Annotated in this window: 20 protein-coding genes; 12 read left to right on the forward strand and 8 right to left on the reverse strand. The window is 59.8% G+C overall.

What is annotated here, in order from left to right:
• Positions 1-66: 66 nt before the first annotated feature.
• The 12 genes from ABYM29_RS01020 (at position 67) to ABYM29_RS01075 (ending at position 15,418) form a co-directional block, all read left to right on the forward strand.
• Positions 67-243, forward strand: coding sequence for a hypothetical protein (locus ABYM29_RS01020; protein WP_372861000.1), 177 nt, complete (start codon positions 67-69; stop codon positions 241-243).
• Positions 233-3,208, forward strand: coding sequence for an ATP-binding protein (locus tag ABYM29_RS01025; RefSeq protein WP_372861003.1), 2,976 nt, complete (start codon positions 233-235; stop codon positions 3,206-3,208). The genes ABYM29_RS01020 and ABYM29_RS01025 overlap by 11 nt, the downstream gene beginning before the upstream one ends.
• Positions 3,209-3,294: 86 nt before the next feature.
• Positions 3,295-4,719: a sigma-54-dependent transcriptional regulator gene (locus ABYM29_RS01030; protein ID WP_372861005.1), complete on the forward strand. Its 1,425-nt coding sequence runs from the start codon at positions 3,295-3,297 to the stop codon at positions 4,717-4,719.
• A 362-nt stretch (positions 4,720-5,081) separates the two neighbouring features.
• Entirely contained in the window at positions 5,082-6,464 is a 1,383-nt protein-coding gene (pcnB, locus tag ABYM29_RS01035) for a polynucleotide adenylyltransferase PcnB (protein ID WP_372861007.1), read from the forward strand.
• A complete protein-coding gene (folK, locus tag ABYM29_RS01040; RefSeq protein ID WP_372861009.1) occupies positions 6,461-6,967 on the forward strand; it encodes a 2-amino-4-hydroxy-6-hydroxymethyldihydropteridine diphosphokinase in 507 nt (168 codons plus the stop codon). The genes pcnB and folK overlap by 4 nt, the downstream gene beginning before the upstream one ends.
• A complete protein-coding gene (locus tag ABYM29_RS01045) occupies positions 6,942-7,622 on the forward strand; it encodes a deoxynucleoside kinase (protein ID WP_372861012.1) in 681 nt (226 codons plus the stop codon). The genes folK and ABYM29_RS01045 overlap by 26 nt, the downstream gene beginning before the upstream one ends.
• Positions 7,623-7,640: 18 nt before the next feature.
• The gene (gene panB, locus ABYM29_RS01050) at positions 7,641-8,432 is read left to right on the forward strand and encodes a 3-methyl-2-oxobutanoate hydroxymethyltransferase (RefSeq protein WP_372861014.1); all 792 of its coding nucleotides are present in this window, start codon (positions 7,641-7,643) and stop codon (positions 8,430-8,432) included.
• A 269-nt stretch (positions 8,433-8,701) separates the two neighbouring features.
• Entirely contained in the window at positions 8,702-9,586 is an 885-nt protein-coding gene (gene panC / locus ABYM29_RS01055) for a pantoate--beta-alanine ligase (RefSeq protein ID WP_372861017.1), read from the forward strand.
• A gap of 35 nt (positions 9,587-9,621) precedes the next feature.
• Positions 9,622-10,002 (forward strand): aspartate 1-decarboxylase, encoded by a 381-nt coding sequence (gene panD, locus ABYM29_RS01060; RefSeq protein WP_372861020.1) that lies wholly within the window; start codon positions 9,622-9,624, stop codon positions 10,000-10,002.
• A 294-nt stretch (positions 10,003-10,296) separates the two neighbouring features.
• Positions 10,297-12,459 carry an FAD-binding protein gene (locus ABYM29_RS01065; RefSeq protein ID WP_372861023.1) on the forward strand — a complete coding sequence of 721 codons (2,163 nt, stop codon included), beginning with the start codon at positions 10,297-10,299 and terminating at the stop codon, positions 12,457-12,459.
• Between the two features lie 194 nt (positions 12,460-12,653).
• Positions 12,654-14,591 (forward strand): acetate--CoA ligase, encoded by a 1,938-nt coding sequence (acs, locus tag ABYM29_RS01070; RefSeq protein WP_372861025.1) that lies wholly within the window; start codon positions 12,654-12,656, stop codon positions 14,589-14,591.
• A gap of 455 nt (positions 14,592-15,046) precedes the next feature.
• Positions 15,047-15,418 (forward strand): glutaredoxin domain-containing protein, encoded by a 372-nt coding sequence (locus tag ABYM29_RS01075; RefSeq protein ID WP_372861028.1) that lies wholly within the window; start codon positions 15,047-15,049, stop codon positions 15,416-15,418.
• Between the two features lie 108 nt (positions 15,419-15,526).
• On the opposite strand, the gene ABYM29_RS01080 is transcribed toward ABYM29_RS01075, so the two are convergent.
• The 8 genes from ABYM29_RS01080 to ABYM29_RS01115 form a co-directional block, all read right to left on the reverse strand.
• On the reverse strand, positions 15,527-16,927 hold the full coding sequence (locus ABYM29_RS01080) for an alkaline phosphatase PhoX (RefSeq protein ID WP_372861030.1): 1,401 nt from the start codon (positions 16,925-16,927) through the stop codon (positions 15,527-15,529).
• A 222-nt stretch (positions 16,928-17,149) separates the two neighbouring features.
• Positions 17,150-17,431, reverse strand: a complete 282-nt coding sequence (locus ABYM29_RS01085) for a GNAT family N-acetyltransferase (RefSeq protein ID WP_372861032.1) — start codon at positions 17,429-17,431, stop codon at positions 17,150-17,152.
• Between the two features lie 97 nt (positions 17,432-17,528).
• Positions 17,529-19,322 carry an acyl-CoA dehydrogenase C-terminal domain-containing protein gene (locus ABYM29_RS01090; protein WP_372861035.1) on the reverse strand — a complete coding sequence of 598 codons (1,794 nt, stop codon included), beginning with the start codon at positions 19,320-19,322 and terminating at the stop codon, positions 17,529-17,531.
• 140 nt (positions 19,323-19,462) lie between these two features.
• Positions 19,463-21,214, reverse strand: a complete 1,752-nt coding sequence (locus tag ABYM29_RS01095; protein ID WP_372861036.1) for an alpha-amylase family glycosyl hydrolase — start codon at positions 21,212-21,214, stop codon at positions 19,463-19,465.
• On the reverse strand, positions 21,211-22,434 hold the full coding sequence (locus ABYM29_RS01100; protein ID WP_372861039.1) for a glycosyl transferase: 1,224 nt from the start codon (positions 22,432-22,434) through the stop codon (positions 21,211-21,213). Before ABYM29_RS01100 ends, ABYM29_RS01095 begins: the two co-directional genes overlap by 4 nt.
• An 87-nt stretch (positions 22,435-22,521) precedes the next feature.
• The gene (locus tag ABYM29_RS01105; protein ID WP_372861041.1) at positions 22,522-23,328 is read right to left on the reverse strand and encodes an HAD-IIB family hydrolase; all 807 of its coding nucleotides are present in this window, start codon (positions 23,326-23,328) and stop codon (positions 22,522-22,524) included.
• Positions 23,328-24,215, reverse strand: a complete 888-nt coding sequence (locus ABYM29_RS01110; protein ID WP_372861044.1) for a hypothetical protein — start codon at positions 24,213-24,215, stop codon at positions 23,328-23,330. The genes ABYM29_RS01105 and ABYM29_RS01110 overlap by 1 nt, the downstream gene beginning before the upstream one ends.
• A gap of 164 nt (positions 24,216-24,379) precedes the next feature.
• On the reverse strand, positions 24,380-24,844 hold the full coding sequence (locus ABYM29_RS01115; RefSeq protein ID WP_372861046.1) for a peptidylprolyl isomerase: 465 nt from the start codon (positions 24,842-24,844) through the stop codon (positions 24,380-24,382).
• Positions 24,845-25,094: the final 250 nt, after the last annotated feature.

Consider the following 25,094-nt stretch of genomic DNA (forward strand, 5'->3'; position numbering starts at 1 on the left):
CCTTTGCAGTTTGACGGCGCGGCAGTAATAATCCGCAGCATCTTCTCTGTTCAGCGACGCCAGCTCATGCGTATACAAGCTCCGCTTTTACTACTACTGTGCTTTATGGTGGTGTTCACCCCCACCCTCAACCACTGGCTATACAGTGGCGGCAGCTCTTGGTACCGCCTTCACCTTCTCTGGCTGGCGGTCATCGGCTTTGTCTTCCTGGTCAATCTCAAGCACAGCCGCCATGACATTTGATATCAACATCCTCGTTATCGCCGCCCTGGCCTATCTCATTACGCTGTTCGCCATCGCCTATGCCAGCGAGCGCCAGCTGCTGCCGGCAGCGCTGGTCGACCACCCTCTGGTCTATGTGTTGTCTCTGGGGGTCTATGCCAGCGCCTTCGCCTACTACGGCGTCACCGGCATGGCACAGGCCTACGGCCTCGGTTATCTCAATTATTATCTCGGCATCTCGGCGGCACTGTTCTTACTGCCGATTATCATTAGTCCGCTGCACCATATCTGCAAAACCTACCAACTCAACTCCCTGGCAGACCTGCTCAGTTTTCGCTTTCGCAGTCAGTGGGTCGGCTCACTCACCACCGTGTTTTGCAGCTTCGCCATGTGGCCGCTACTGGCAATGCAAATCCAGACCGTCTCCGACGCCACCATGCTGCTCACTCAGGCTGCCGACGACACCAGTGGCAGCGGCTTTCGGCAACTGTCAGCACTGATTTTTTGCCTGATTATCAGCCTATTCACCATTTTATTTGGCTCGCGCAGCCTTTCCTCACGAGACAGCCACCGCGGTCTCGTCGCCGCCCTGGCATTTGAGTCCCTGGTCAAGCTAGTGGCCTTCCTCTGTCTGGGCGCCGCCGCTGTCTATGGCGTCTTTGGCGGGTTCGCCGACATGCAACACTGGCTGACCAGCCAGCCCGCCCTGTTAGAACAATTGCAGCAGTCCGACAACAGCGACAATGCACGAATGATGCTGGTACTGTTTTTCGCCGCCTCACTGTGCATGCCCCATGTTTTCCACATGCTGTTTGCCGAAAACCCCAGCGGCAAAAAACTGTATCTCGCCGGCTGGGGCTTGCCGCTGTATTTATTGTTACTGAGCCTACCGGTACTGCCGTTACTGTGGGCCAGCAGCGCACTGGGCAACGGGCAGCCAAGCGGCGATTACGCCGCGCTGCACGTGCTGTCGGCGCTGGACAGTCCACTGCTATCGCTGCTGGTGTATATCGGCGGCATTTCCGCCGCCAGCGGCGCCATCATCGTCGCCACACTGGCCATCGCATCGATGAACCTCAATCACATTGTCCTGCCCCTGCACCGCCCGCAACGCCGCCCAACAGATATCTACAGCTGGCTACTGTGGACTCGACAAGTCCTTATTTTCACCACCATCTTACTCGGCTACCTGCTCTACACCGTCCTTCCCGACCGGCAAATGCTCAGCACCTTGGCGGCAATTTCCGTAGCGGGCTGCGCCCAATTTCTACCCGGGCTGCTCGCGGTAATGTATTGGCCCAGAGCAAACCGCCAGGGTTTCATCGCCGGACTATTCGCCGGCTTCACCCTCTGGCTACTGGGTCTATTGGCACCCGCCATCGGCTTTGACACCCCGGGTTTTATCCTTACCCTGCCCGGCGTCACCGGCAACCAAACACAAAACTGGATGGCCATTGCCACACTGGCCGTGGGCATCAACACCCTGGTGATGATTCTGGCCTCACTGCTCAGCACCACGTCCAAGGAGGAACGCAGCGCCGCCGAGGCCTGCGCCATCGACGACCTCAACCGGCCGGGCCGCCAGGCACTGGCACTGAAAAGCGCCAAAGAAATGCGTGACCGCCTGACCGAATCCCTTGGCAGCGCCGTCGCCCACAAGGAGTTTGGCCGCGCTCTCGAAGAACTCCGGCTCAACGACGACGAGAGCCGTCCCTATGCTCTGCGCCGCATTCGCGACCGCATTGAAGTCAATCTCTCTTCGCTGCTCGGCCCCTCTATCGCCCGCCGGGTGATCGACCGCAGCCTCCCCTATGCCAACAACCTAATGGGCGAGGGCGAAGACATAAACTATATCGAGGATCGACTGGAACACTACCAGGCCCACCTCACCGGCCTGGCCGCCGACCTCGACGCCCTGCGCCGCTACCACCGACAGACCCTGGAAGACCTGCCCACCGGGGTCTGCGCCCTGGCGTCAGATCACGAAATCCTGCTGTGGAACAAAAGCATGGCCAGCATTACCGGCGTGCAAAGCGGCGACATCACCGGCTCCAGCCTCAGCGGCCTGCCGCCCGCATGGCATAAACTGCTCACCGATTTCAGCCATAGCGAAGATCAGCATTGGAATAAAACCGGCATCGAAGTCGATGGCCAGCCGCGCTGGCTCAACCTCCATAAAACCGACTCGCAGCTACCGGGCCGCGACGAGCTGATTATTGTTATCGAGGACATCACCGACACCCAGCTGCTGGAGAAAGAACTCGGCCACCAGGAACGCCTTGCCTCCATCGGCCGCCTGGCCGCCGGGGTCGCCCACGAGATCGGCAACCCCGTCACCGGCATCGCCAGCCTGGCGCAAAACCTGCGCTACGAAACCGACGACCCGCTACTGTTGGAAAGCGCCGACCAAATCGTCAAGCAAACCCAACGCATCAGCAGTATCGTGCAAAGCCTGGTCAATTTTGCCCACAATGGCCGCGAACACCCCACTCGCGCCAAGGAAGCCGTCTCCATCCGCCGCTGTGTTGACGACGCCGTGCAGTTGCTGCAGCTGGACAAGGAGGCCGAGCAAGTGCGCTTCCTTAACGACTGCCCCCCCGAGCTAGAGGTCGCTGGCGACCAACAGCGACTCGTTCAGGTCTTTATCAACCTGCTGACCAATGCCCGCGACGCCAGCCCAGCCGACTCCGCAGTGCATATCGACGCCAATACCATTGGGGAGAAAAATCAAGCGCATATCCGCATCTGTGACAGCGGCAGCGGCATCGAACCGCAGCTCATTGAACAGATATTTGAACCCTTCTTCACCACCAAGGACCCCGGTAAAGGGACCGGCCTCGGCCTGGCACTGGTATACCGCATTATCGACGACTTGGGGGGCGACATCAGCGTAGAAAGCCCCCATAACAATGGCACTCAGCCGGGCACCTGCTTCCACATTCACCTGCCGCTCGCCTGCCATCTCAGCAATGACTGCCCGCCCTAAGGCCCCGGAGAATGTGGAATTATCGCGCTGGACGCGTTATGTTGGTGGGCTAAATATGGCAAGCCCGAATAGCGATGGAGCCCTCTATGCCCCGAATCCTGATCGTTGAAGACGAAGATGTTATTCGCCTCGCGCTGCGTCGTCTGCTAGAACGCAACGACTATCAGGTAGATGAAGCCGCGTCGGTACAAGAGGCCGTCAACAACTTCGACCTCGACAGTTACCAACTGCTTATCAGCGACCTGCGCCTGCCCGGCGCCCCCGGCACCGAGCTCATCAACAAAACCGAGCGCCCCGTGCTGATTATGACCAGCTACGCCAGCCTCAAGTCCGCCGTCGACTCGATGAAAAAAGGGGCGATCGACTACATCGCCAAGCCCTTTGATCACGACGAAATGCTCGACACGGTCGCCCGCATTATCAGCGATGACGACAGCGCCAGCGCGCCCGGCAACACCCGCCAGCGCCAACAGCAGGCGCGCGCAAACGGCATGATTGGCAGCTGCAAGCCGATGCAGCAGCTGTACGAGCACATTCGCCGCGTCTCCCCCACCGACACCACGGTCTTGGTACACGGCGAAACCGGTACCGGCAAAGAGCTGGTCGCCCGCGCCATCCACAGCCAGAGCAAGCGCGCCAACAAAGCCATTATCTGCGTCAACTGCGCCGCCATCCCGGAAACGCTGATTGAGTCCGAGCTTTTCGGCTACGAAAAAGGCGCATTTACCGGCGCCAATACCAACCGCATCGGCCTGATCGAAGCGGCCGATGGCGGCACTTTGTTTCTCGACGAAATCGGCGAATTGCCGCTTGAGGCCCAGGCGCGGCTGCTGCGCTTTATTCAAGAAGACGAAATTCGCCGCATCGGCGCCGTGGAATCCAGCAAGGTCGACGTGCGACTGATCTGCGCCACCCATCGCGACCTCAAGGACATGGCCCACAACGGCCGCTTCCGGGAAGACCTCTACTACCGCATCAACGTCATGAAGCTGGAGCTGCCGCCGCTGCGCGAGCGCGGTAAAGACATACTGGAGATTGCCGAAACCCTGCTGCAGCGCCGCTGTGAAGCACTGGGTCGCGAGCGACTGAAACTGAGCCCCAAGGCCATTCAAGCGATCACCACCTACGTCTGGCCCGGCAATATTCGCGAATTGGAAAACGCCATTGAGCGCGCGGTGATCCTCTGTGAAGGCAGCGAGATCGACAACGAACTGCTAGATATCGACCTCGAACTGGTAGACATCAGCCAGATCCGCGGCCGCAAACCCGAGCGCAGCCGCAACCCCAACATCAGCGAACGCAAAGACGCACGCCCCAGCCGGGTGCGCAGCTCAGATCCCACTGAAGACCTGTCACTGGAAGACTACTTCCAGCGCTTTGTGCTGGAACACCAGGACAGCATGAGTGAGACCGAACTCGCACAAAAACTCGGCGTCAGCCGAAAATGCCTGTGGGAACGCCGTCAGCGCCTGGGGATTCCACGCAAAAAAACCGCCCGCTCCGGCGGCTAACGCCCGTTACCCAAGAGCCGCGCGCGTAACAACTTCCGTTTACTAAGGTAACAAAGACGCAAAAATCCCGTTTTCACGCCAGCAAAGGATATAAGTAAACAACTGATAAATAAGGAAAAACCAAAGTTGGCACAAGGAATGCTTTGTTATTTGACAAAGAACAATAATAAACACAATAAAAATAATAAAACGCGGCAAAATAAAAATAATAGACGTAGTAAAGAGACCTGGGTGGGGAAGACATTGTTTTCCCCTTCTTCATTTTTGGACCCGACAAAATCCCCCATTCCCCCGACGGCGCGCCAAGCACTCCGCTTGTGCTAGAATGCCGCCTTTGCCATTTCAGGCTGATATCGAGATCAATGAGCACCACTACTGTTTCAGGACTTTGGAAAAAACTCGCCGGCAAACTGAGTCGCTCCAATAGCAGTCCACACCGCCCGACAATCATCCCCCGCGACGACCATTGCGTATCACGCAGGCTCATCAGCGACGGCGCACTGAAGGTCATTCAGCGCCTTAACCAGGCCGGCCACGAGGCCTACCTGGTGGGCGGAGGCGTGCGCGACATACTGCTTGGCGGGGAGCCCAAGGACTTCGATGTCGCCACCGATGCGACCCCCGAACAAATTCGCGGTCTGTTTCGCAACAGCCGCATCATCGGCCGCCGCTTTCGCATAGTCCATGTGCGCTTTGGCCGAGAAGTAATTGAGGTCACCACCTTCCGTGGCAACCACGATGCCGCGCCCGTACACAGCAACCCCAAAGGCAAGCAGTCCGCACGCAATGAGTCCGGTATGCTGCTGCGCGACAATGTCTATGGAAGTATTGACGAAGACGCTGCCCGTCGCGATCTCAGCATTAACGCCCTCTACTATTCCAGTCGCGACTTCGCCATTTACGATTTCGTTGGCGGCATCGACGACCTCAACCGCCGCCTGATCCGTGTGATTGGCGACCCGGAAACCCGCTATCGCGAAGACCCCGTGCGCATGCTGCGGGTCGTGCGTTTTGCCGCCAAGCTGGACTTTGACATAGAAGCCCACACCGAAGCGCCGCTGCGCCAACTCGCGCCACTACTGGAAGATATTGCCGCCGCGCGAATGTTCGACGAGGTGCTAAAACTGTTTATGGGCGGCCGCGCCCTGCAAACCTACGCGCTGATGCAGCGCTACGGCCTCTTTGCCCCGCTATTCCCGGCCACCCAACGCCTGCTCGACGAGGAGTGCCCAGAAACCGTCGAACTCATACACCAAGGCCTGGCCAACACCGACGCCCGCATCGCCGAAGGCAAACCTGTTACCCCCGCCTTCCTCTACGCAGTCTTGCTCTGGCCGGTGGTTAAAAAACTGCACAAAGAACAGCTCGCCGACGGCGTGCCACCGATTCCCGCGCTACATCAGGCCGCCGAACGCTGCCTGCACAAGCAGCAGCAGCGAGTGGCTATTCCGAAACGTTTTTCGCTGCCGATGCGCGACATCTGGGAGCTGCAACTGCGCTTCGAGCGCCAATCCGGAAAACGTGCCGAACAACTGGTAGAACACCGCTACTTCCGCGCCGGCTACGACTTCCTGCTGCTCCGCGAACAGTCCGGCGAAATTGGCGAGCAACTCAGTCAGTGGTGGCAGGCCTTCTACGAAGCCCAACCGGATACCCGCAGCAATATGCAACAGCACAGTGAATCCCAGGAGGAGCGCCCACGTCGCCCTCGACGCAGACGGCGTGGACCGCGCAACAAGGGATGATCCGCAGCTATATTGGCCTGGGCAGCAACCAGGCATCGCCCCTGGCGCAGATCTACGGCGCTCTTAACGCCCTTAAGCGCCTGCCGGGCAGCCGCTTTATCGGCAGTTCCAGGCTGTACGGCAGCCGCGCCATTGGCCCCGGCCAGCAACCCGACTACATCAATGCGGCCGCCGCCATAGACACCGCACTCAGTGCCGACGAACTGCTAACCGCCCTGCAGCGTATCGAGCTGCAACACGGCCGTCAGCGCGACGTCCGCTGGGGCGCCCGCACCCTGGACTTGGATATACTGCTGTTCGGCGACCAGCGCATTGACAGCGACAGCCTGCAAATCCCCCATCCGCGCATGGCCCAGCGCCCCTTTGTACTCGCGCCACTGGCCGACTTGTCACCGGCATTGGCCACAGCCAACAGCGCCCTGCCCACCCCCCTCGCCGAGCTGATTGGCACCGAGGAACTGTGGCTAATCAATGCCGATGAGCTGTCCAACTATGCTGAATGAACCACTATTCAAATCCGCTACGCCCCCCCGCCACATTGCGATAGAAGGGCCAATCGGCGTAGGAAAAAGCACATTAATGCGCAAACTGAGTGCCTCTCTGGGGTATGCGACACTGGAAGAGAAGGCCGAGGAAAACCCATTCCTGGAACGGTTTTACAATAATCGCCGCCACGGCGCCCTCTCCGCCCAGCTGTTTTTCCTCTTTCAGCGCGCCCAGCAACTTAACGACCTGCAACAAAGCGACCTGTTCGAGCGCGGCTACATCGCCGACTTCCTTTTTCAAAAAGACCCGCTGTTCGCGCAGATCACCCTGGACAGCAACGAGCTAGAGCTCTATCACAAGGTTTACCAACAGCTCAGCGTCGACCTACCCCGCGCCGATTTAGTCATCTACCTGCAGGCACCCAGCAAAGTACTGCGCGAGCGCATTCAGCAGCGCGGCGTGCGCTTCGAGCGCAACATCGACACCGCTTATCTGGAACAGGTCAACGAGGCCTACTGCGAATTTTTTCTCGACTACAGCGCGTCGCCGCTATTGATCGTCAATGCGGAAGAGATAGACTTCGCCCACAGCGATAGCGACTACCAGCAACTTCTCGACTATTTACTGGAAATTCGCAGCGGTCGCCATTATTTTAACCCCTCTTTTTTCTGAGTCTCCGCGAGGCCCACTATGAGCAAGAGCAGCATCCCCAGTCTGTTGCAAAAGAAACAGCGCGGCGAAAAATTTGCTGTCGTCACCTGCTACGACGCCAGTTTTGCCCGCCTCGTGGAAAAAGCCGGCATCGAAGTCATCCTGATTGGCGACTCTCTCGGCATGGTATTACAGGGACAAGATTCCACCCTGCCGGTGAGCGTTGCGGACATGGCCTACCACACTGCCAGCGTCGCCCGCGGCTGCTCAGCCCCGCTGATCATCGCCGACCTGCCCTTTGGCAGCTACCACAACAGCCTGCAATGCCTGGAAAACGCCACTGCACTCATGCGCGCCGGCGCGCACATGGTCAAGCTTGAAGGCGGTGCCTGGCTGGCCGACAGCGTCACCCAGCTCAGCCGCGCCGGCATACCGGCCTGTGGCCACCTGGGCCTCACCCCACAATCGGTTAATGTCCTGGGCGGCTACCGCGTACAGGGCCGCGACACCGACCAGGCGCAGCAGATCATCAACGATGCCAAGGCCCTGGAAGCCGCCGGCGCCGCCATGCTGGTACTCGAGTGTGTACCGCGCCAACTCGCGACAGAAATCAGCCAGACTCTGAGCATTCCCGTCATCGGCATCGGCGCTGGCGCCGGTACCGACGCCCAGGTTCTGGTACTTCACGACTTGCTGGGCATCACCGAGAAAACCGCGCGTTTTGTCCGCAATTTCGCCGACGGCAGCAGCAGCATCGAAGACGCCCTGTGCCGCTACCGCGCCGCCGTATTGGACGGCAGCTTCCCCGCCGCCGAACACAGCTTTGACTAGCGACAAGAAACGGGCCAACATTGTTACCTAGAGAAACGAAAATTGCGGTAACAAAGTTCTGACTTTTTTGTTACCAAAGCATTGAACGGCCATAATAGTTGGGGCATACTTGCCCGCCACCGTCGAACTGGTCAGTTTGTGACCAATGTACTCACTGAGTACTGAACGCCGGTGAACAGGTCGCCAGCCCGCGGAACGAGCGGACTGACTTCACAGCAAACTGCCTTTGTACACGCCGTACAAAGATCGAGATTGGGAAGTTAGGTGGTATGAAAACATACAGCACAACCGCCGCGCTCCGCGCCGCTATTTCCGCCGCACGCCGTGCAGGAAAAACTGTTGCCTTCGTTCCCACTATGGGGAATCTCCACGAAGGGCATATTTCACTGGTTCGTCGCGCCGCGCGCGAGGCCGATGTCGTGGTGGTGAGTATTTTCATCAACCCACTGCAATTTGCCGCCAGCGAAGACCTGAGCAGCTACCCTCGCACCCTGGCCGCCGACAAAGAAAAATTGTTCGCTGAAGGCGTGCAGCTGCTGTTCCAACCCGCGGTAGAGGAAATCTACCCCGAAGGCATGGACCAACACAGCAAGGTTTCAGTTCCCGCAGTTTCTGAATATCACTGCGGCGCCAGTCGTCCCGGCCACTTTACCGGCGTGGCGACCATCGTTAACAAGCTGTTCAATATGGTTCAGCCCGACGTTGCGGTATTCGGCGAGAAAGATTTTCAACAGCTCAGCGTCATCCGCAAAATGGTCAAGGACCTGTGCATGCCGATCAATGTCATTGGCGTTGCCACCGCCCGCGCCGAAGACGGCCTGGCACTGAGCTCGCGCAATGGTTACTTGAACGATGAGCAGCGCCACACAGCTCCAGAGCTGCACCGCGTACTGCAGCAGACGCGCGAAGCCATCGCCTGCGGCTACGACAGCTACGGCGAACTGGAAGAGCACGCCAAACTGGCACTGCAGGACGCCGGATTTGAACCCGATTACGTAAATATTTGTGATGCCCGCAGCCTCCAACAGGTTCGCGGGGACACCGAAGAAGTTGTTATACTAGCCGCCGCCAAGTTGGGCACGACGCGACTAATCGACAACGTCACCCTGACCCTGAATCCCAGTGCCGACTGGGGCATGCTGGCCGCTAACTAAGCGCCGGCCGAGAACGACGAGAAAGGAACAGCGTTATGCAGTCCGTTATGCTGAAAGCCAAACTCCACAAAGCTCGAGTAACCCACGCGGTACTGAACTACGAGGGCTCCTGCGCCATAGACGGCAAATTGCTGGATATGTCCGGGATTCGCGAGTTTGAACAGATTCAAATCTACAACGTCACCAATGGTGAGCGCTTCACCACCTACGCCATTCGCGGTGAAGACAACAGCGGCATTATCTCTATCAATGGTGCCGCCGCGCACAAGGCCGGCGTCGACGACACCATTATTATCTGCGCCTATGCCAGCTATACCGAAGCGGAATTGATTAACTTCAAACCGCGGCTGATCTATATGAATGAAGACAACACTGTCAGTCATTCCAGCAATGCTATTCCCGTGCAGGTTGCCTGAACGCGACCGGCAACAGCACTGCTAAAAGGGCCCCATGCGGGCCCTTTTTTTCATCTAAATCATGGACTTGCTCACATATTCACAAGCCCGCTAATTACCGCCCCCCACACCAAGGTTACTATACTGTAGCCAAAACACTCGACCACTCTCACGGCGGCCAGTGCTCTGGCACCGCAAATATAACGAGGATAATAAGCGGAGCTGATCCACCGCCGTCACAGCAACTGACAGCCCTCACTGTCGGCGCGCCCGGCCCGCGTATAACACTATAACAACAAGAGAAAAAGGAAGACTATGCAAAAGCAATCGGCCAAATCCCAGTGGCGAGCGCGGTGGTGCATCGCCCTAACAATCCTGCTCGGCAGCACTAACCTCGCCAACGCACTAGATCTAATCGAACTACTCGGCGGCAATCAGGGCCAGGCACTGCCACTGCCCGCAGAGGTCACCTTTACCTACACCGCCGGCGACCAGCTCATCCCCGACAAACTCACCGCCGAGGGCATCGACTTGAAGCCCGCCGCCGACGAAAGTGGTATCAGTGGCTACCGCCTGTACTGGGCCGACGACGCCGGCAACAAAATCATCGACCTGCCGCTACTGGGCGGCAAGCCCTTTATCACTGAGCTCAATACCAGTGGCCGTGCGCTGAGCTACCGCTTTGCCGCAGACACCACGGTACCGCCCAGCGCCTTTTCCGTATTGGCTTGCTCGCGCACGGCCGACAGCGAATACTGCGGCAGCTCGGCAAGCGACAAGGTTTTTTACCGCTTCCGCGACAGCGGCATGGCCGCGACCCTAACAGAACTCCCCCTGGTGACCGGTGACCTCGGCGCACTCGCCAACTGCCCCGGTGTCGAAGTCGCCGCCAGCTGTGGCAACCAGATGTGCGACGCGCTGGAAACCGCCGAAAATTGCCCGGCGGACTGCGGCAACTGGCAGCTGGCCTCCTACAACTACCAGACCCTGTGCAGCGATATTCAGTCGATCCACACGCCAAGCAGTGTCGCCGAAGTCCAGCAACTGGTCAGCGCCGCTGCCGCCGCCGGCAAGCGCGTCAAGGTCACCGGCAAGGCCCATTCGGCCACCGAGGTGATGTGTACCGATGGCGTGCTGATCAGCACCGCGCAACTGACCATGCACAACCCCAGTCTCGGCATTCAATTGGAAACCTTCGAAGGCGTCGAGGTCGTTAAAGTCCCCGCCGGCACCCTGATGTGGGACCTGTCCGAATGGCTGCACCCACGCGGCAAGTCCATCGGCTATACCCACCTGGGCTATGCCTACCCCACCGTTGCCGGCCACATCGCCACCAGCTCCCACGGCAGCTCACCGCGGCACCGCACCGTACTCGCACACAGCGTGGTGGGCATGGAGGTCGTCACCGCCGATGGCCAGTTGCGCCAATTCTCCCGCGGCACCACCAAGAAAGACCTGTGGAAGGCGCTGACCACCAATCTCGGCTACCTCGGCGTGGTCACCAGCCTGCGCATAGAAGTGCAGCCGACCACCAATCTGCACGTAAAGGTCACCTACCACGACGACGACTACCTGTTCCAGAATGGCCCGGATTCGGCCTGGGAAAATATCAAGGACTGTGACTTCGGCCAGTACAACTGGTATCCCGGCATGTCCAAAGTCATCCGCAGCTGCGGCATGGAAACCAGCGCCCCCGCCGAGCCCGGCGCACTTAACCGCCTGCTCAACCCCTCGGTACCGGCGGAGATTTTCCCCTTTTTCAAACAGGGCATGCACGCGGCGGCCTGCAACCCGGGCGGCTATCTCGACGGCTTTATGGAGCGCTTTCGCTACCTGCAGTTTGTTAACCAGCCGCCCTTCGTTAAAGACCAAGATGGCAAAAGCGTGTTTACCGCCGACGTGGTTGGCCCCCAGCACCGGATGATCACCAGCACACTGGTCGATGGTCAGGACGGTTTCTTCCAAATGGACTGGGAGGTCGCCGTGCCCCGCGCCAATGCGGCGGCCGCCATGCAGTACATCAACAACTTCCTGCACGGCCAGAACGCCAAGAACCTCGACTTGCGCCTGCCGCTGGTCGGCGTTTTCACCCGCTATGCGAAAAGCGAAGACCACACACTCATGGCCTACACCGGCACCGGCGGCCCCTTTGCAGACAACAGCCACGTGGTGCATATCGAAATGCCGATCTACGTGCCCGCCGGCTTTAATCAGGCCCAGCTGGACGCCTATATGGCGCCGTTTGTCGAATATGTCAGCGTGCTGATCGAAGAGTACGGCGCCCGCGCTCACTGGGCCAAAAACCGCGAGTGGACCTTCGACCTGCAGCGCCAACTGGGCTCCTTCAACTACGGCGACCGCCTGAAAAAGTTTAACAAGGCCGTCGCCACACTGGACCCTAACGGCGTGTTCGCCAATGAATACGCCAAGCGCATCGGCATCATCTACCCCAACTTCAACTATCCCGCTGACTGGTAGACGCCACAGACTTCGACCAGGGGCCTTCGGGCCCCTTTTTTTGGCCCGGCGTTAAGCCCTACGCTCAACTCACTAGCCACCTGCGACTTTAGTCTAGTTGGGCTTCAATGGGCGACTGACAGAGGGTATCCTCAATTCACTCGCTCGCGGCAGCGCTGCGGCAATCAAAATAATAGCCCTTAACAGGATGCGCCATGACAACCTATACCCTTCATCCCGTACCGGAAACCTTTGCCCGCAACGCCCATATCGACCGCGAGCGCTACGAAACGATGTATCAGCAGTCCATTCAGTCACCGGATACCTTCTGGGCAGAGCAGGCATCGGAATTTCTCAGCTGGGACACACCGTGGCAAACGGTCTGCGAATACGACCTGGCCAAGGGCGAGGCGCGCTGGTTTGACGGCGGCCAGCTCAATGTCAGCTATAACTGCATAGACCGCCACCTCGACAGCCGCGCCGAGCAGACGGCCATCATTTGGGAGGGGGACAACCCCGCCGACAGCCGCCATATCAGCTATCGCGAGCTGCACAGTGCGGTGTGCAAATTCGCCAATGTGCTCAAAGCCCGCGGCGTTAGCAAGGGTGACCGGGTGTGCATTTACATGCCGATGATCCCCGAGGCCGCCTATGCGATGCTCGCCTGCGCGCGTATCGGCGCCGTCCACTCGGTGGTGTTCGGCGGCTTCTCACCCGAGGCACTAAAAGACCGCATCCAAAACGCCCAGTGCAAAATGCTGATTACCGCCGACGAAGGCGTGCGCGGCGGCAAAACCATCCCCCTTAAAGCCAATGCCGACAAGGCGCTGGCCGACTGCCCGAGTGTCGACAGCTGCCTAGTTATCACCCGCACCGGCGCCGCCATCGACTGGCAGGAGGGCCGCGATGTGCGCTACGAGACCGCCATTGAAGCCGTCGACGCCGACTGCCCCGCCGAGGCGATGGACAGCGAGGCGCCGCTGTTCATTCTTTACACCTCCGGCTCCACCGGCAAACCCAAGGGGGTGCTGCACAGCAGCGCCGGCTATCTGCTGCAGACGGCGATGAGCCACAAATACGTGTTCGACTACCAAGACGGCGAGGTCTACTGGTGCACCGCCGATGTCGGCTGGGTCACCGGCCACAGCTATATTGTCTACGGCCCGCTGGCCAACGGCGGCACCACGCTGCTGTTTGAGGGCGTGCCCACCTACCCCGACGCCTCGCGCTTCTGGCAGGTGGTCGACAAGCACGACGTCAGTATCTTTTACACCGCGCCCACCGCCATCCGCGCGCTGATGGGCGCCGGCGACGAATTTGTCGAGCGCTGCTCGCGCAGCAGTCTGCGCCTGCTCGGCACGGTCGGCGAACCGATCAACCCCGAGGCCTGGGAGTGGTACTACCGGGTGGTGGGCGACAAGCGCTGCCCCATCGTCGATACCTGGTGGCAGACCGAAACCGGCGCCCATATGCTCACCCCGCTACCCGGCGCCACGGATATGAAACCCGGCGCCGCCACCAAGCCCTTCTTCGGCGTGGAGCCGGCACTGCTGGATAACGACGGCAATGAGATCGACGGCCCCGGCGAGGGCCTGCTGGTGATCAAGCGCTCCTGGCCCAGCCAGATCCGCAGCGTCTACGGCGACCACCAGCGGATGATCGACACCTACTTTAGCCAATTCCCCGGTTACTATTTCACCGGCGACGGCGCCCGCCGCGACGCCGACGGCGATTACTGGATCACCGGCCGCGTCGACGATGTGCTGAATATTTCCGGCCACCGCATGGGCACCGCCGAGATCGAAAGCGCACTGGTGCTGCACGACAAAGTCGCCGAGGCCGCCGTGGTGGGCTACCCCCACGACGTCAAAGGCCAGGGCATTTACGCCTATGTGACCCTAATGCACGACGTCGAGGGCAGCGAGGCGCTGATCCAAGAGCTGACCGCCCTGTGCGTGCAGGAAATTGGTCCTATCGCCAAACCGGATTTAATTCAGTGGGCGCCCGGCCTGCCCAAGACCCGCTCGGGCAAAATCATGCGCCGAATCCTGCGCAAGGTGGCCGCCAACGAGCTGGACAACCTCGGCGACACCTCCACCCTGGCTGACCCATCCGTGGTGGAACAGTTGATCGACAACCGCGCCAACCGCTAATATCAACACAGCGCAAGGCTCCCCCCCAGGGGGAGCCGTTTTTGTTGCAGCGGCAAGGATTGGCCCCACTACCCTCAGGACCACAACATGGATGTTGTCAAAACCCTCCGCCCGGGCGACTCGGGCAGCCATCGCAAAAGCGCATGCGGCAAACCGCTCTACACCCCCATCGCAACCATCCTCGACCCATACAAGGCATCAACCCCACACCACCGCGTCCTGCAAATGACCGAGAGCAACCCTGCCGTGGCCATTCGAGTGCATTATTAAGAACAGGCGTTGCGGCGGAAAACAAAAGCCGCAGGGTTGCCAATGGAGCCCGCAACTGAAGTTGTGGCTGATGCGGTACAACGATGCGGTTAAGATGGGATCGAGGGGCAGAATTGAGGACGGGCCCGCCGGAACGCGCCACAATCGCCAGCCACAATAATTACAAAACCATAGAGACAGCGCTCATGACCAGACCACTGCTTGACCTCGCCCAGGTACATCCCAACATTCAAAGCAAGCTGGGCGGCAACTACGCCGATACGCTTAAAGAAGTACAAGATGCCATTGCCAGCCATCACGTCGTGGTGGTGGGCATGAAGCAGAACCCGTTTTGCAAAAAAGTCAGAAAGCATCTGGACGGTGCCGGCGTCCGCTATCACTATCTGGAGTACGGCAGCTACCTCAAGGAATGGCACCGCCGCCTGGCGATCAAGATGTGGAGCGGCTGGTCAACCTTTCCGATGGTGTTTGTGGCCGGCCAGCTGATTGGTGGCAATCAGGAAACCGAGGCAATGCTCGCCTCTGGAGAGCTGGCCGCCAACGCAGAAGCCGGCTGATTACCCGGCACTACACTGGCGATAACGTTCGGCCCCTTATTACCGTAATGGGGCCGCTGTTATTCAATGGCAAGAACACTACCGTTCGCGGTGCTTGCTTTATGCCGCTCAGAGCATATAACCGGCCAGCGGCGGGTCGACCCGAACCGCGAAGGGAAGGCTAATTTCGTAAACGACGCCGCCAGTGCCAAAGCCGGCCGGTAGGCCATTGCGCAGGGCACGCTGACTAGCAACGTACAGGCGGCGACCATCGGGCGAGAACGCCGGGCCAGTAACCTCGGTGACGTTGGGGTCGCCGGGCAGCCTGAGCAGGGGGATGGTGCTGCGGTCGGGCAGCAGTACCATGGCACGCATGTCGCCGCCGTCCTCGACCACGACCATTTCGCCGTCCAGTGTCATGGTAATGTTATCGACCCCTGCCAGCGGCGGCTCTTCAGGGTCGACCGGAGAACCCACCGGGCCGTCAGCCGGGTTGTAGATACTTTCGATGGTGTTGCCGATAGTGTCGATTGCCCAGATGTTGTCGTCGCTCTTCGTTGAAAAAAACACAAATCCCGAGTGAAACCAGCAGCCTTCATTGCCCTCGAAGATGGTAGCGTCGTCGAGGTAGACCTCGCTCTGCGGGCGGCCGTCATCGATGGCATTGATCCAGCGGATAGGCACTGGCCCGAGACGGGCGGCCTCAATGCCGGCGTCAACGGCCAACACCTGCAGCAAGCCCTGCTGCCAGTCCGGCCGATCGCCGGCCGGCCAGGATGAGGCGCTCTCAAAAATCGTGCGGTAGAAGCGTTCATCGCCGGCCATATCTTCGGTGTGGTAGATGGCGCGGCCCTCCGGGTCGAGGGCAACCATTTCGTGGGCCTTGCGACCAAAGCGATCCAGCCGCAGAGGCTCACCACCGTCGCGCAGCGGGCTGCACTCAAACATATAGCCGTCGAGAATTTCTTCTCCGTTAACCCACGTTCCCCAAGGCGTGACGCCACCCGAGCAGTTGGTGGTGGTGTTGCGCTGTACCGGGTAGGCATCCACCAGGTTGCCGCTGGCATCAAAGCGCAGCGCGCTGACGCCGCCGCGCAGCAAGCCCAGCGATTCTACATGCTCCCGGGAGGTGCCGGGCAGCCCGGCGGCGCCACCGGTAGTGCTGTCGCGAACCTCACTGTTGGACACATAAATCCAGCCGCTATCGTCGGTTCGAAACACCGCGCCGCCGTCGGGGTCGGAGTGCCAGAGAAAGCCCGGATTGTCGGGTATCGGCGGCTCATTAAAAACCGCGACGACCCGCGAGCTGAACCCCGCAGGAAGTTGCACGCCGTTTTCGTCGGGGGCCTGTAGGGGACCGATATTGGCTAGGCGGCTGCGCAGCACGCCGACCGCCGAGCTGCTGCTACTGTTCCGACAAGCGCTCAGCCAACTCGCGGTGGCGAGACTGCCGGCGGAAAACAGCAGGTTGCGCAGGAAGGCTCGACGGGACTGGCCGCTGCGCTCAGCGGCTTCAAGGAGTGGGTTCATCAGTGACTACCTGCAGTGTTTGGCAAAGCCCGACCAACTCAGCTGGTGATGGAGTGACTCTGCCGTAATTGTTGTTATTGTATTGGAAACGATTCCAGCGCCAACGGTTATAGCGAAGTAACCATTCAATGGTCAAGCCTTAGCGCTCTGACGGCAGCGTTGCAACTGCCGCACTGCGACAGCTCATTGGCAAATGATTCGCCCCCCGCTTCGCCGTCGCCGCTATTGAATAATGTCCCGCCACTTGCGGCTGCGCCGGGCAACCAGCTTGACATAGGAACACACCGCCACCGCCTGCCAGCCATGCGTTTCAATGTATTCAAAGGTCTTTTCCACCAGCTCTTTGCCCACGCGGTGGCCGCGCAACTCGGACGGCACCTCGGCATGAATCAGATAGAGCTTGCCGTCCTGCTTGCGGTAGTTGACGGTCGCACACGGGCCGTTTTCCAGCGCCAGCACGAATTGCTGTTGCTGCGGACGGTGTTCGATTACCGTTGCTGCCATATCCCGTTTCCTGAACCGCTTGTGTGTGTTCAGCGGGCTCGCCATCGCGCCCCCGCCACGGTAATCACTTGCGGCCTGGGGCGGCCATTGCTACTACTTAGTAGGCCAGCTCGTCTTCGCTGATATCCATCAGCGCATCGGCACCGGCGAGCATCGCCGCCTTGTGGGTAGCGGTGCGCGGCAGCAGGCGCTGGAAGTAGAAGCGCGCGGTCTTCACCTTGCCGCGGTACAGGGCGTCATCCACACCGGCATCCAGCTTCTGCTGAGCCACTTCCGCCATTTGCGCCCAGATGTAAGCGAAGGCGATATAGCCGGAGTACATCAGGTAGTCGACCGAGGCCGCACCGACTTCATCGGCGTTATTCATCGCCTTCTCGCCCACCGCCATGGTGACCTCGCCCCACTCCTTGTTGAGCTCGGCCAGCGGGGCAATAAACTCGGCCATCGCCGCATTGTCTTTATGCGCTTCACAGTATTTGTGAATCATCTTGGTGAAATGGCGCAGCACTTCGCCGCCGCTGCCCATCACCTTGCGACCAATCAGGTCCAGCGACTGAATGCCGGTGGTGCCCTCGTATACCGTGGAGATACGGTTGTCGCGGGCGATACGCTCCATACCGTGCTCGCTGATATAACCGTGACCGCCAAACACCTGCATCCCCAGGTAGGTGACCTCCTGGGCGGTTTCGGTACAAAACGCCTTGGCGATCGGCGTCAGCAGCTCCAGCAATTTACCGGCGTGGGCCTGCTGCTCCTCATCGCCGTGCTTGGTCAAATCCACTTGCTGGGCCAGCCAGTAAATAAATGCGCGCTGGCCTTCGACAAAGGCTTTCTGGGTCAGCAGCATGCGGCGCACATCGGGGTGCACAATAATCGGGTCGGCGGGGCCATCGGGATTTTTCGGGCCGGTCAGCGAGCGCATTTGCAGACGTTCACGGGCGTAGTCGATCGCGCCCTGATAGGAAATTTCACCCATTGCCAGGCCTTGCAGAGCAGTGCCCAGACGCGCCGAGTTCATCAGTTTGAACATGATCTCCAAACCGCGATTTTCTTCACCGAGCAACACCGCGCGGGCGCCGTCGTAGTTCATCACGCAGGTAGCCGAGGCTTTCAGGCCCATTTTCTTTTCAATAGAGCCACAGGTGATGTTATTGAAGTCGCCCATTGAGCCGTCTTCGTTAACCCAGTATTTCGGCGCAATAAACAGCGACACACCCTTGGTACCTTCCGGCGCCCCTTCCACCCGCGCCAGGATGGCGTGAATGATATTGTCGGTCATATCCTGCTCGCCACCGGAAATAAAGATCTTGGTGCCCTGCAGGGTATAGGTGCCGTCATCGTTTTTGCTGGCCTTGGTGCGCAGCAGGCCCACGTCAGAGCCACAGTGCGACTCGGTCAGGCACATGGCACCCGCCCACTCGCCGCTGAGCAGCTTGGGCAAATAGCGCTGTTGCTGCTCTTCAGTACCACCGTTTAACAGGCAAGTCACCGGCGCCAGCGCCAGCCCGCCGTACATGCTGAACGCCCAGCTGGGGGCGCCAACCATTTCGCTAATCACCGAATTCAGCGAGCCCGGCAGCCCCTGACCACCCGCCTCGGCGGGAATACTCAGCCCCTGCCAGCCGCCTTCGCCCCACTGGCGAAACGCATCTTTGAAACCATCGGGGGTAGTCACCTTGCCATCGCTAAACGTGCAACCCTGCTCGTCGCCAATAGCGGCGATCGGGTTGACCACGTTTTCAGCAAACTTGGCACCCTCGCTGATAATGGCATCCATCAGATCGCTGCTGAGCTGTTCGCAGCCCTGCAATCCAGCATAGTGCTGCTCACTGTTGAGCAGATCTTTCAGGACAAAATCGATATCGCGCAGGGGGGCTTTGTAGTCGGCCATCTCAAACCTCACGGGGCTATAATTTGCAAAAAATGTCGCCGCAGCATAGCAGATAGGGCAGACCGCGTTATTAACATTGGGGGTCAAACCAAGAACAGATCGTGCTCACTCGCGCCAGATCGCCGCCATTTCGGCGCTGCTTAGCCGCTGCTGGCCAACCAGCTGTACGCGTAGGGTGGCAGCAATAGATCACCGCACTCGGCGGCAATCTCGGCGCCGCTCAGCAGCTCTCGCCAACACAAATCGGCATCCAGGTTAAGCTCCGAGATCGGCAGTGTTTGCGCCTCTGCCGTCAAATTATAGATCGCCAACAGCGTCTGTGGCGCCGCTTCCCCGGCGCGGCTCTCGCGGCGCAGGCCAAACAGCTTATCGCCCAAATGCAGCGGGTACTGGGCCGCATTGGGGTGAAACGCGGCTTGCTCGGCGCGGCGGGCAATCAATGCCTTCAGGGCCTCAAAAATCCGCCGTTGATGCCCGCCCTCGCCCAGCGCCTGCGCCAGTTCGTCGGCCTGCCATTGGTGGCGGTTGATGGCGCGATTGTGATTGCTATTGGCCACCCGCTTTTCATCATTGCCGGTGGCCAACAAGCTGTGGATATACAGCGCGGGGATGCCTTGCAGCGACAGCATCAGCGCGTGGGCACAGAGATAGCGCGCCTCCTGAAAGCCATCTTCGCCGGCGCCGCGACGGCGGCGCATGGCATCAAACAGGCTGATGTTAATTTCGTAGGGCCGGCTCTCGCCACTGCCCAGCGCCCGCCACGACACCAAGCCGCCGCTTTGCTGCATCAAACTCACCAGGGCATCCACTTCCTCGTCGGCCAGCAAGCCCTCTACCGGGCGCAGGCCGATGCCGTCGTGCGAGGCGATAAAATTAAAATAGGTGGTACCGTCCTGGGCCGCCGGCATGCCCATCATCCAGCGCGTCAGCGCCGAGCTGTCGGCACTGACCAGGGCGTGCAACAGTAGCGGCGGCAGCGAAAAGTTGTAGACCATATGGGCTTCGTTGGCATTGCCAAAATACGCCAGGTTCTCGCGCAGCGGGATATTCGTTTCGGTAATCAGAATGGCGTCGGGCGCGGCGTGCTCTATCAAGCTGCGCAGCAAGCGAACAATTTCATGGGTCTGAGCGAGGTTTAAACAGCTGCCGCCCACCTCCTTCCACAAAAAGGCCACGGCATCCAAACGAAAAATTCTCACCCCTTGGTCGAGGTAGTGGCGAATAATGCTGACAAACTCTAACAGCACCTCCGGATTGCGGAAATTGAGATCGACCTGATCGTGGCTGAAGGTACACCAGACATGGCGCTTGCCATCCAGGGTCTGCACTTCGGCCAGCAGCTCGCTGGTGCGCGGCCTGACCACCGCCGACAGGTCCCACTGCGGATCGGCTTCAACAAAGTAGTCCTTGCCCGGGTCGCGGCGCTGCTTAAAATTCTCAAACCACTGACTGCGGCTGGAACAGTGGTTAATCACCAGGTCGGCCATCAAATCAAAATCCCGGGCAATGGCGCTGATGTCCTGCCACTCCCCCAGCGCGGGGTTGACCGACACATAATTGATCACCGAAAAGCCGTCGTCCGAGCTCCAGGGATAAAACGGCAGAATATGCACACCGCTGATCACCCCTCGGCACTCGCGCCGCAAAAAGTCGTGTAGGGTATGCAGCGGCCACTCACCCTCTTTAAGCAGCGAGTCCCCATAGGTAATCATCAGACAATCGCGCTGGCTCCACAGATTCTTGTGGCGCTCGGGCATAAAGCAGCGCTGATCCAGCTCCATCAGCGCAATCATTCTCTCCAGCAGTGGCAGCGCGTCGCGCTCGGGGTAAATCTGCTGAAGCTGCGCGGCCAGGGTATCGCGCAGGTGTTGCAGAGCCGTCGCGACCGTCATGCGCCGTACTCATCGGTGTCCGCCGCCACCGCCGCCAGCAGCTCTGCCGGCAACTGCGGCTCGGCGCTGCACACCCGATTCCAACTGGGTATAAATGGGGTTTCCATCGGATTGTCCAAAAAGGCATTGCCCGCCTTGACGATATTGCCGGCAAACAGCTCCACCGCCTCCTCTTCGCGATGCAGGTCCAGGTCCAGGCCGTTCATCACCGCGTCATTGCGATAGCTTTCAACAAAATCCAGCGCCACGCGGAAATAGGTCGCCTTGATCGAACGAAAGGTCTCGCTGTTAAACACCACCCCGGTGGTCGCCAGCTTGCGGAAAATGGCCTTGGAAATATCGATCGACATCTTCGACAGGCCGCCAGCATCGTTGTCGGCCGACAGCGACTGGTGCTTGTGGTCGTAGGCATCGGCGATATCCACCTGGCACAGGCGGTTGGTGGAATAGTTGCGGTACATCTCCGACAACACGCCGATTTCCAAGCCCCAGTCACTGGGAATACGCAGATCATTGAGTACATCGCGACGCATCGAAAACTCGCCGGACAGGGGGTAGCGGTAGCTATCGAGATACTCTAGATAATCCAGGTCGCCGAAGATTTTTTTCAGCGAGCGAATCAGCGGCGTGACCAGCAGCCGGCTGACCCGGCCATTCATCCGGCCGTCCGCCACCCGCGCATAAAAACCCTTGCAGAACTCATAGTTAAACCCCGGATTGGCCACCGGATAAAACAGCTGGGCCAGCAAGCGTCGGTCGTAGGTCAGAATATCGCAGTCGTGCAGAGCGATGGCCTCGCTGCGGTCAGAGGCCAGCACATAGCCCATGCAGTACCACACATTGCGCCCCTTGCCCGCTTCCATGGGCGCCAGCCCCCGCGACTGCAGGCGGGCATCCAGTGCCCGCAGGCGCGGGCCGTCATTCCACAGCACGCGGTGGCGCTGGGGCAGGCGACTGAAAAACTTCAGCGCGTGGCGGTACTGGGCCTCGTCGGCCTGATCCAGGCCAATGACCACCTCTTCCAGGTAGGGCACCTTGGCGATTTCATCAATAATATGCCCCAGCGCCGGCCCTTCCAGCTCGGAAAACAGCGACGGCAGCACCAGCGCCATCGGCCGGTGACGCGCAAAGCCGCTGAGCTCCGCCTCCAGCTCCGCCACCGGTCGATCAACAAGATTGTGCAGGGTAGTGATAATGCCGTTCTGATAAAAATCCGCCATAACTCGGTCCTTGTTATTTATTTTAAGTGCCGCTGTCCGCGGTGGGCGCCGCCCGGCTCCCTATAGCCACGCATTTTTTGTGCCGCTTTACTCTTCGTCCAACAGGTCCAGCAAACTGCGATTCCAGCCCGCCGGGCCCTCCTGCTCGCTCAGCCACACTCTCCCGCGGGGCGCGGGAATCGACGGCGGCGCGTGGCTGGGCGAACGTATCACCACCGCCTCGTCGGCCAGCGCCAGCATCGGCACATCATTGCCGCCGTCACCCAGCGCAATGCACCGCGGCGTCGGGCAGTCGGCCAGCAGTTGCGGGGCCAACCACTGCATGGCGCAGCCCTTGTCGCAGTGATCACTGATATGCACAAAGCGGCCACCGCGCTGGGCGCGCAAACCCTCGGCCCGCAGACAGTCCTCAAACTGTCGCCACGGCCCCTCACCGCCCCGCCAGACAATGGGCTCGGAATAGTCGCGCTGCAGGGCCAGCTCCGCCTCATTTTGGTGCAAGCCAGTCAGGGCGCACAGCCCCTCGACATCCATGTCGGCAAAGCCTTGAAAGTCGAAGCCCCGCTCGCGACGCCAGCGCTGCAGCAGGGGCAAAAACTCACTGCGCGGTCGCGCCAGGGCCTTCACACGCCCCCAGCGCCCGCTGGCCAGCGACGGCGGGCCGGCCTCGGGAAATATCACCGCCGCGCCGTTCTCCACAATATAGGGATAGGGGTTAGCCAGCTGCCGGCGCAGCTTAGCGATCTCCGCCGCCGTTTTACTGCTGTTTAGGACCAGCGGGATACTCCGCCTAGCCAACAGTGCCAGGGCCTCGCCAGCCGCCGCAAAGCTGTAGTTGTGGTGATCGAGCAAACTGCCGTCAAGATCGGTAAATACCACTGTCGCGCGGGCCATCACCCCTCCTCCCGATAATAGACCGCGGTGATTTCACGCTGCGCATCCAGGCACATACGCGCGTCGGCCAGTGCCGGCAAGACCGCCAGAGCATGGCGACTAAGGCGCTCGTAATGACTGATAAAGCGCCGCAACTGTTCGGCATTCATAAACTGCGCCGCGCGATCATCGCCACGGCGCTGCGCCAGCTTCTGTTCCTGCTCACCCCGCCAGCGCGCGACGCAGTCAAAGCTGGGGGCCTGCAGCATTAACAGGTAGTCAATCTCGGCAAACAGTCCTTGATAGGCGCCCGCCAATTGCCCGTTCACCCAGCTTCGCCACTGGCCGTCTGCGTCTTCCTCTGCCTCCAGAGCATTTACTGGCGCGACCAGCTCAGCCGGCGCTTGCGGTGGCACGCCCAGACACCAGCCCTCAAAAATAACCAGATCCGCTGCCGCCACTTGCGGCCAGTCGGCGTCCGCCAGCGGCTCGTCGCGGGCCTTATCAAACCGCGGCAGAGCGCAGGGCCAACCCGCGCGCAGAGCCGCCAAGGTAGTGCGAGCCAAAGGCGTATCGTGGGTGCCCGGCACACCTCGGGTGGCGAGCAAGGGGTGCCGGCGCTGCGCCAAGCGGCGGCGATCCGCTGAGGATAAGTAAAAATCATCCAGTGACACAGAGGCGATATTCAGGCCGTGGTGGCGAGTCAAATACCACTGGTAAAACGCCGCCAGGGTCGATTTGCCACTGCCCTGGGCGCCCTGTATTCCCAGCACTTTCAGGTCGTCGCCGCGCTGCGCCAACAAGCGCTCGATAAACGGCAAGAAAACCCCCTCAACCTGCCGGCGATAACTCTGCGGCAGTGATTCGCGCTGTAAAAAATCGTCTAAGCCCGCAAGCTGAAAAGACAAGACCACCCTCCTATATGCCGCCGCACACTATCCGGGCACAAGCGCGCCCTCTATCAGCTTAGGCTATATATCAAGCAGGTTTCTTGCCAAATAATCTTAGTAAAAGAGAAAAGTGCGGGGAGAGAGAACGGGCCGAAGAATATCGACCCGAAACGACACATCGATCAGTGTACGTGGCCGTGGGCGATCTCTTCTTCGCTCGCCGCACGCACCTCGGCAATGCTGACGTCAAAGTGCAGAGTTTGGCCTGCCAGTGGGTGATTGGCATCGACGGTGACATTCTCGTCATCGACCGCTTTAACCACAACCATCTGCATCTGGCCACCTTCGCCCTGTGCCTGAAACTGCATACCGACTTCGATCTGCTCTACGCCCTGAAAAGCAGCGCGTGGCACAGCCTGAATTAATTCAGGGTTGAGCTCGCCGTAGGCATCGCCCGGTTGCACAGTCACTTTCAACTCGTCACCCGCCGCTTTACCTTCCAGCTCGCGCTCCAAGCCGGGGATAATGCCACCGTGGCCATGCAGATAAGCCAGCGGATCCTGGCCTTTAGATGAATCGAGTTCAACACCGTTGTCATCGGTGAGGGTGTAGTGAAATGCCACCACGCAATCGTTGGCAATGTTCATGGGAACCTCCCGTTAAAATGAGCCGGCAAGCATGACAGCTTTGCACGGCGAGGTCACGCCAACAGCTGCAATCCCGGTGATATTCGCCAAAGTTGTAGGCTTAACTCAGAAGTTCCCTCCCCTTGCCGGGCGACTTTTGACAAGCGCCGGGAATCCGCAACGCGGTGCAGGGGCGGCTAGCACACGGCGCGCCCGGCCGCCGACAAGCGGCATATTTACCCCCGCGGCCAAACTGCGCCACCCAGGAAAA

The organism is Spongiibacter sp. (assembly GCF_041602295.1).
GTDB lineage: Bacteria > Pseudomonadota > Gammaproteobacteria > Pseudomonadales > Spongiibacteraceae > Spongiibacter.

Excerpts from the sequence above, each read along its gene's own strand:
- ABYM29_RS01020 (WP_372861000.1), top strand. The coding sequence starts at position 67 with ATGCGTATACAAGCTCCGCTTTTACTACTACTGTGCTTTATGGTGGTG.
- ABYM29_RS01025 (WP_372861003.1), top strand. The coding sequence starts at position 233 with ATGACATTTGATATCAACATCCTCGTTATCGCCGCCCTGGCCTATCTC.
- ABYM29_RS01030 (WP_372861005.1), top strand. The coding sequence starts at position 3,295 with ATGCCCCGAATCCTGATCGTTGAAGACGAAGATGTTATTCGCCTCGCG.
- pcnB (WP_372861007.1), top strand. The coding sequence starts at position 5,082 with ATGAGCACCACTACTGTTTCAGGACTTTGGAAAAAACTCGCCGGCAAA.
- folK (WP_372861009.1), top strand. The coding sequence starts at position 6,461 with ATGATCCGCAGCTATATTGGCCTGGGCAGCAACCAGGCATCGCCCCTG.
- ABYM29_RS01045 (WP_372861012.1), top strand. The coding sequence starts at position 6,942 with ATGAGCTGTCCAACTATGCTGAATGAACCACTATTCAAATCCGCTACG.
- panB (WP_372861014.1), top strand. The coding sequence starts at position 7,641 with ATGAGCAAGAGCAGCATCCCCAGTCTGTTGCAAAAGAAACAGCGCGGC.
- panC (WP_372861017.1), top strand. The coding sequence starts at position 8,702 with ATGAAAACATACAGCACAACCGCCGCGCTCCGCGCCGCTATTTCCGCC.
- panD (WP_372861020.1), top strand. The coding sequence starts at position 9,622 with ATGCAGTCCGTTATGCTGAAAGCCAAACTCCACAAAGCTCGAGTAACC.
- ABYM29_RS01065 (WP_372861023.1), top strand. The coding sequence starts at position 10,297 with ATGCAAAAGCAATCGGCCAAATCCCAGTGGCGAGCGCGGTGGTGCATC.
- acs (WP_372861025.1), top strand. The coding sequence starts at position 12,654 with ATGACAACCTATACCCTTCATCCCGTACCGGAAACCTTTGCCCGCAAC.
- ABYM29_RS01075 (WP_372861028.1), top strand. The coding sequence starts at position 15,047 with ATGACCAGACCACTGCTTGACCTCGCCCAGGTACATCCCAACATTCAA.
- ABYM29_RS01080 (WP_372861030.1), bottom strand. The coding sequence starts at position 16,927 with ATGAACCCACTCCTTGAAGCCGCTGAGCGCAGCGGCCAGTCCCGTCGA.
- ABYM29_RS01085 (WP_372861032.1), bottom strand. The coding sequence starts at position 17,431 with ATGGCAGCAACGGTAATCGAACACCGTCCGCAGCAACAGCAATTCGTG.
- ABYM29_RS01090 (WP_372861035.1), bottom strand. The coding sequence starts at position 19,322 with ATGGCCGACTACAAAGCCCCCCTGCGCGATATCGATTTTGTCCTGAAA.
- ABYM29_RS01095 (WP_372861036.1), bottom strand. The coding sequence starts at position 21,214 with ATGACGGTCGCGACGGCTCTGCAACACCTGCGCGATACCCTGGCCGCG.
- ABYM29_RS01100 (WP_372861039.1), bottom strand. The coding sequence starts at position 22,434 with ATGGCGGATTTTTATCAGAACGGCATTATCACTACCCTGCACAATCTT.
- ABYM29_RS01105 (WP_372861041.1), bottom strand. The coding sequence starts at position 23,328 with ATGGCCCGCGCGACAGTGGTATTTACCGATCTTGACGGCAGTTTGCTC.
- ABYM29_RS01115 (WP_372861046.1), bottom strand. The coding sequence starts at position 24,844 with ATGAACATTGCCAACGATTGCGTGGTGGCATTTCACTACACCCTCACC.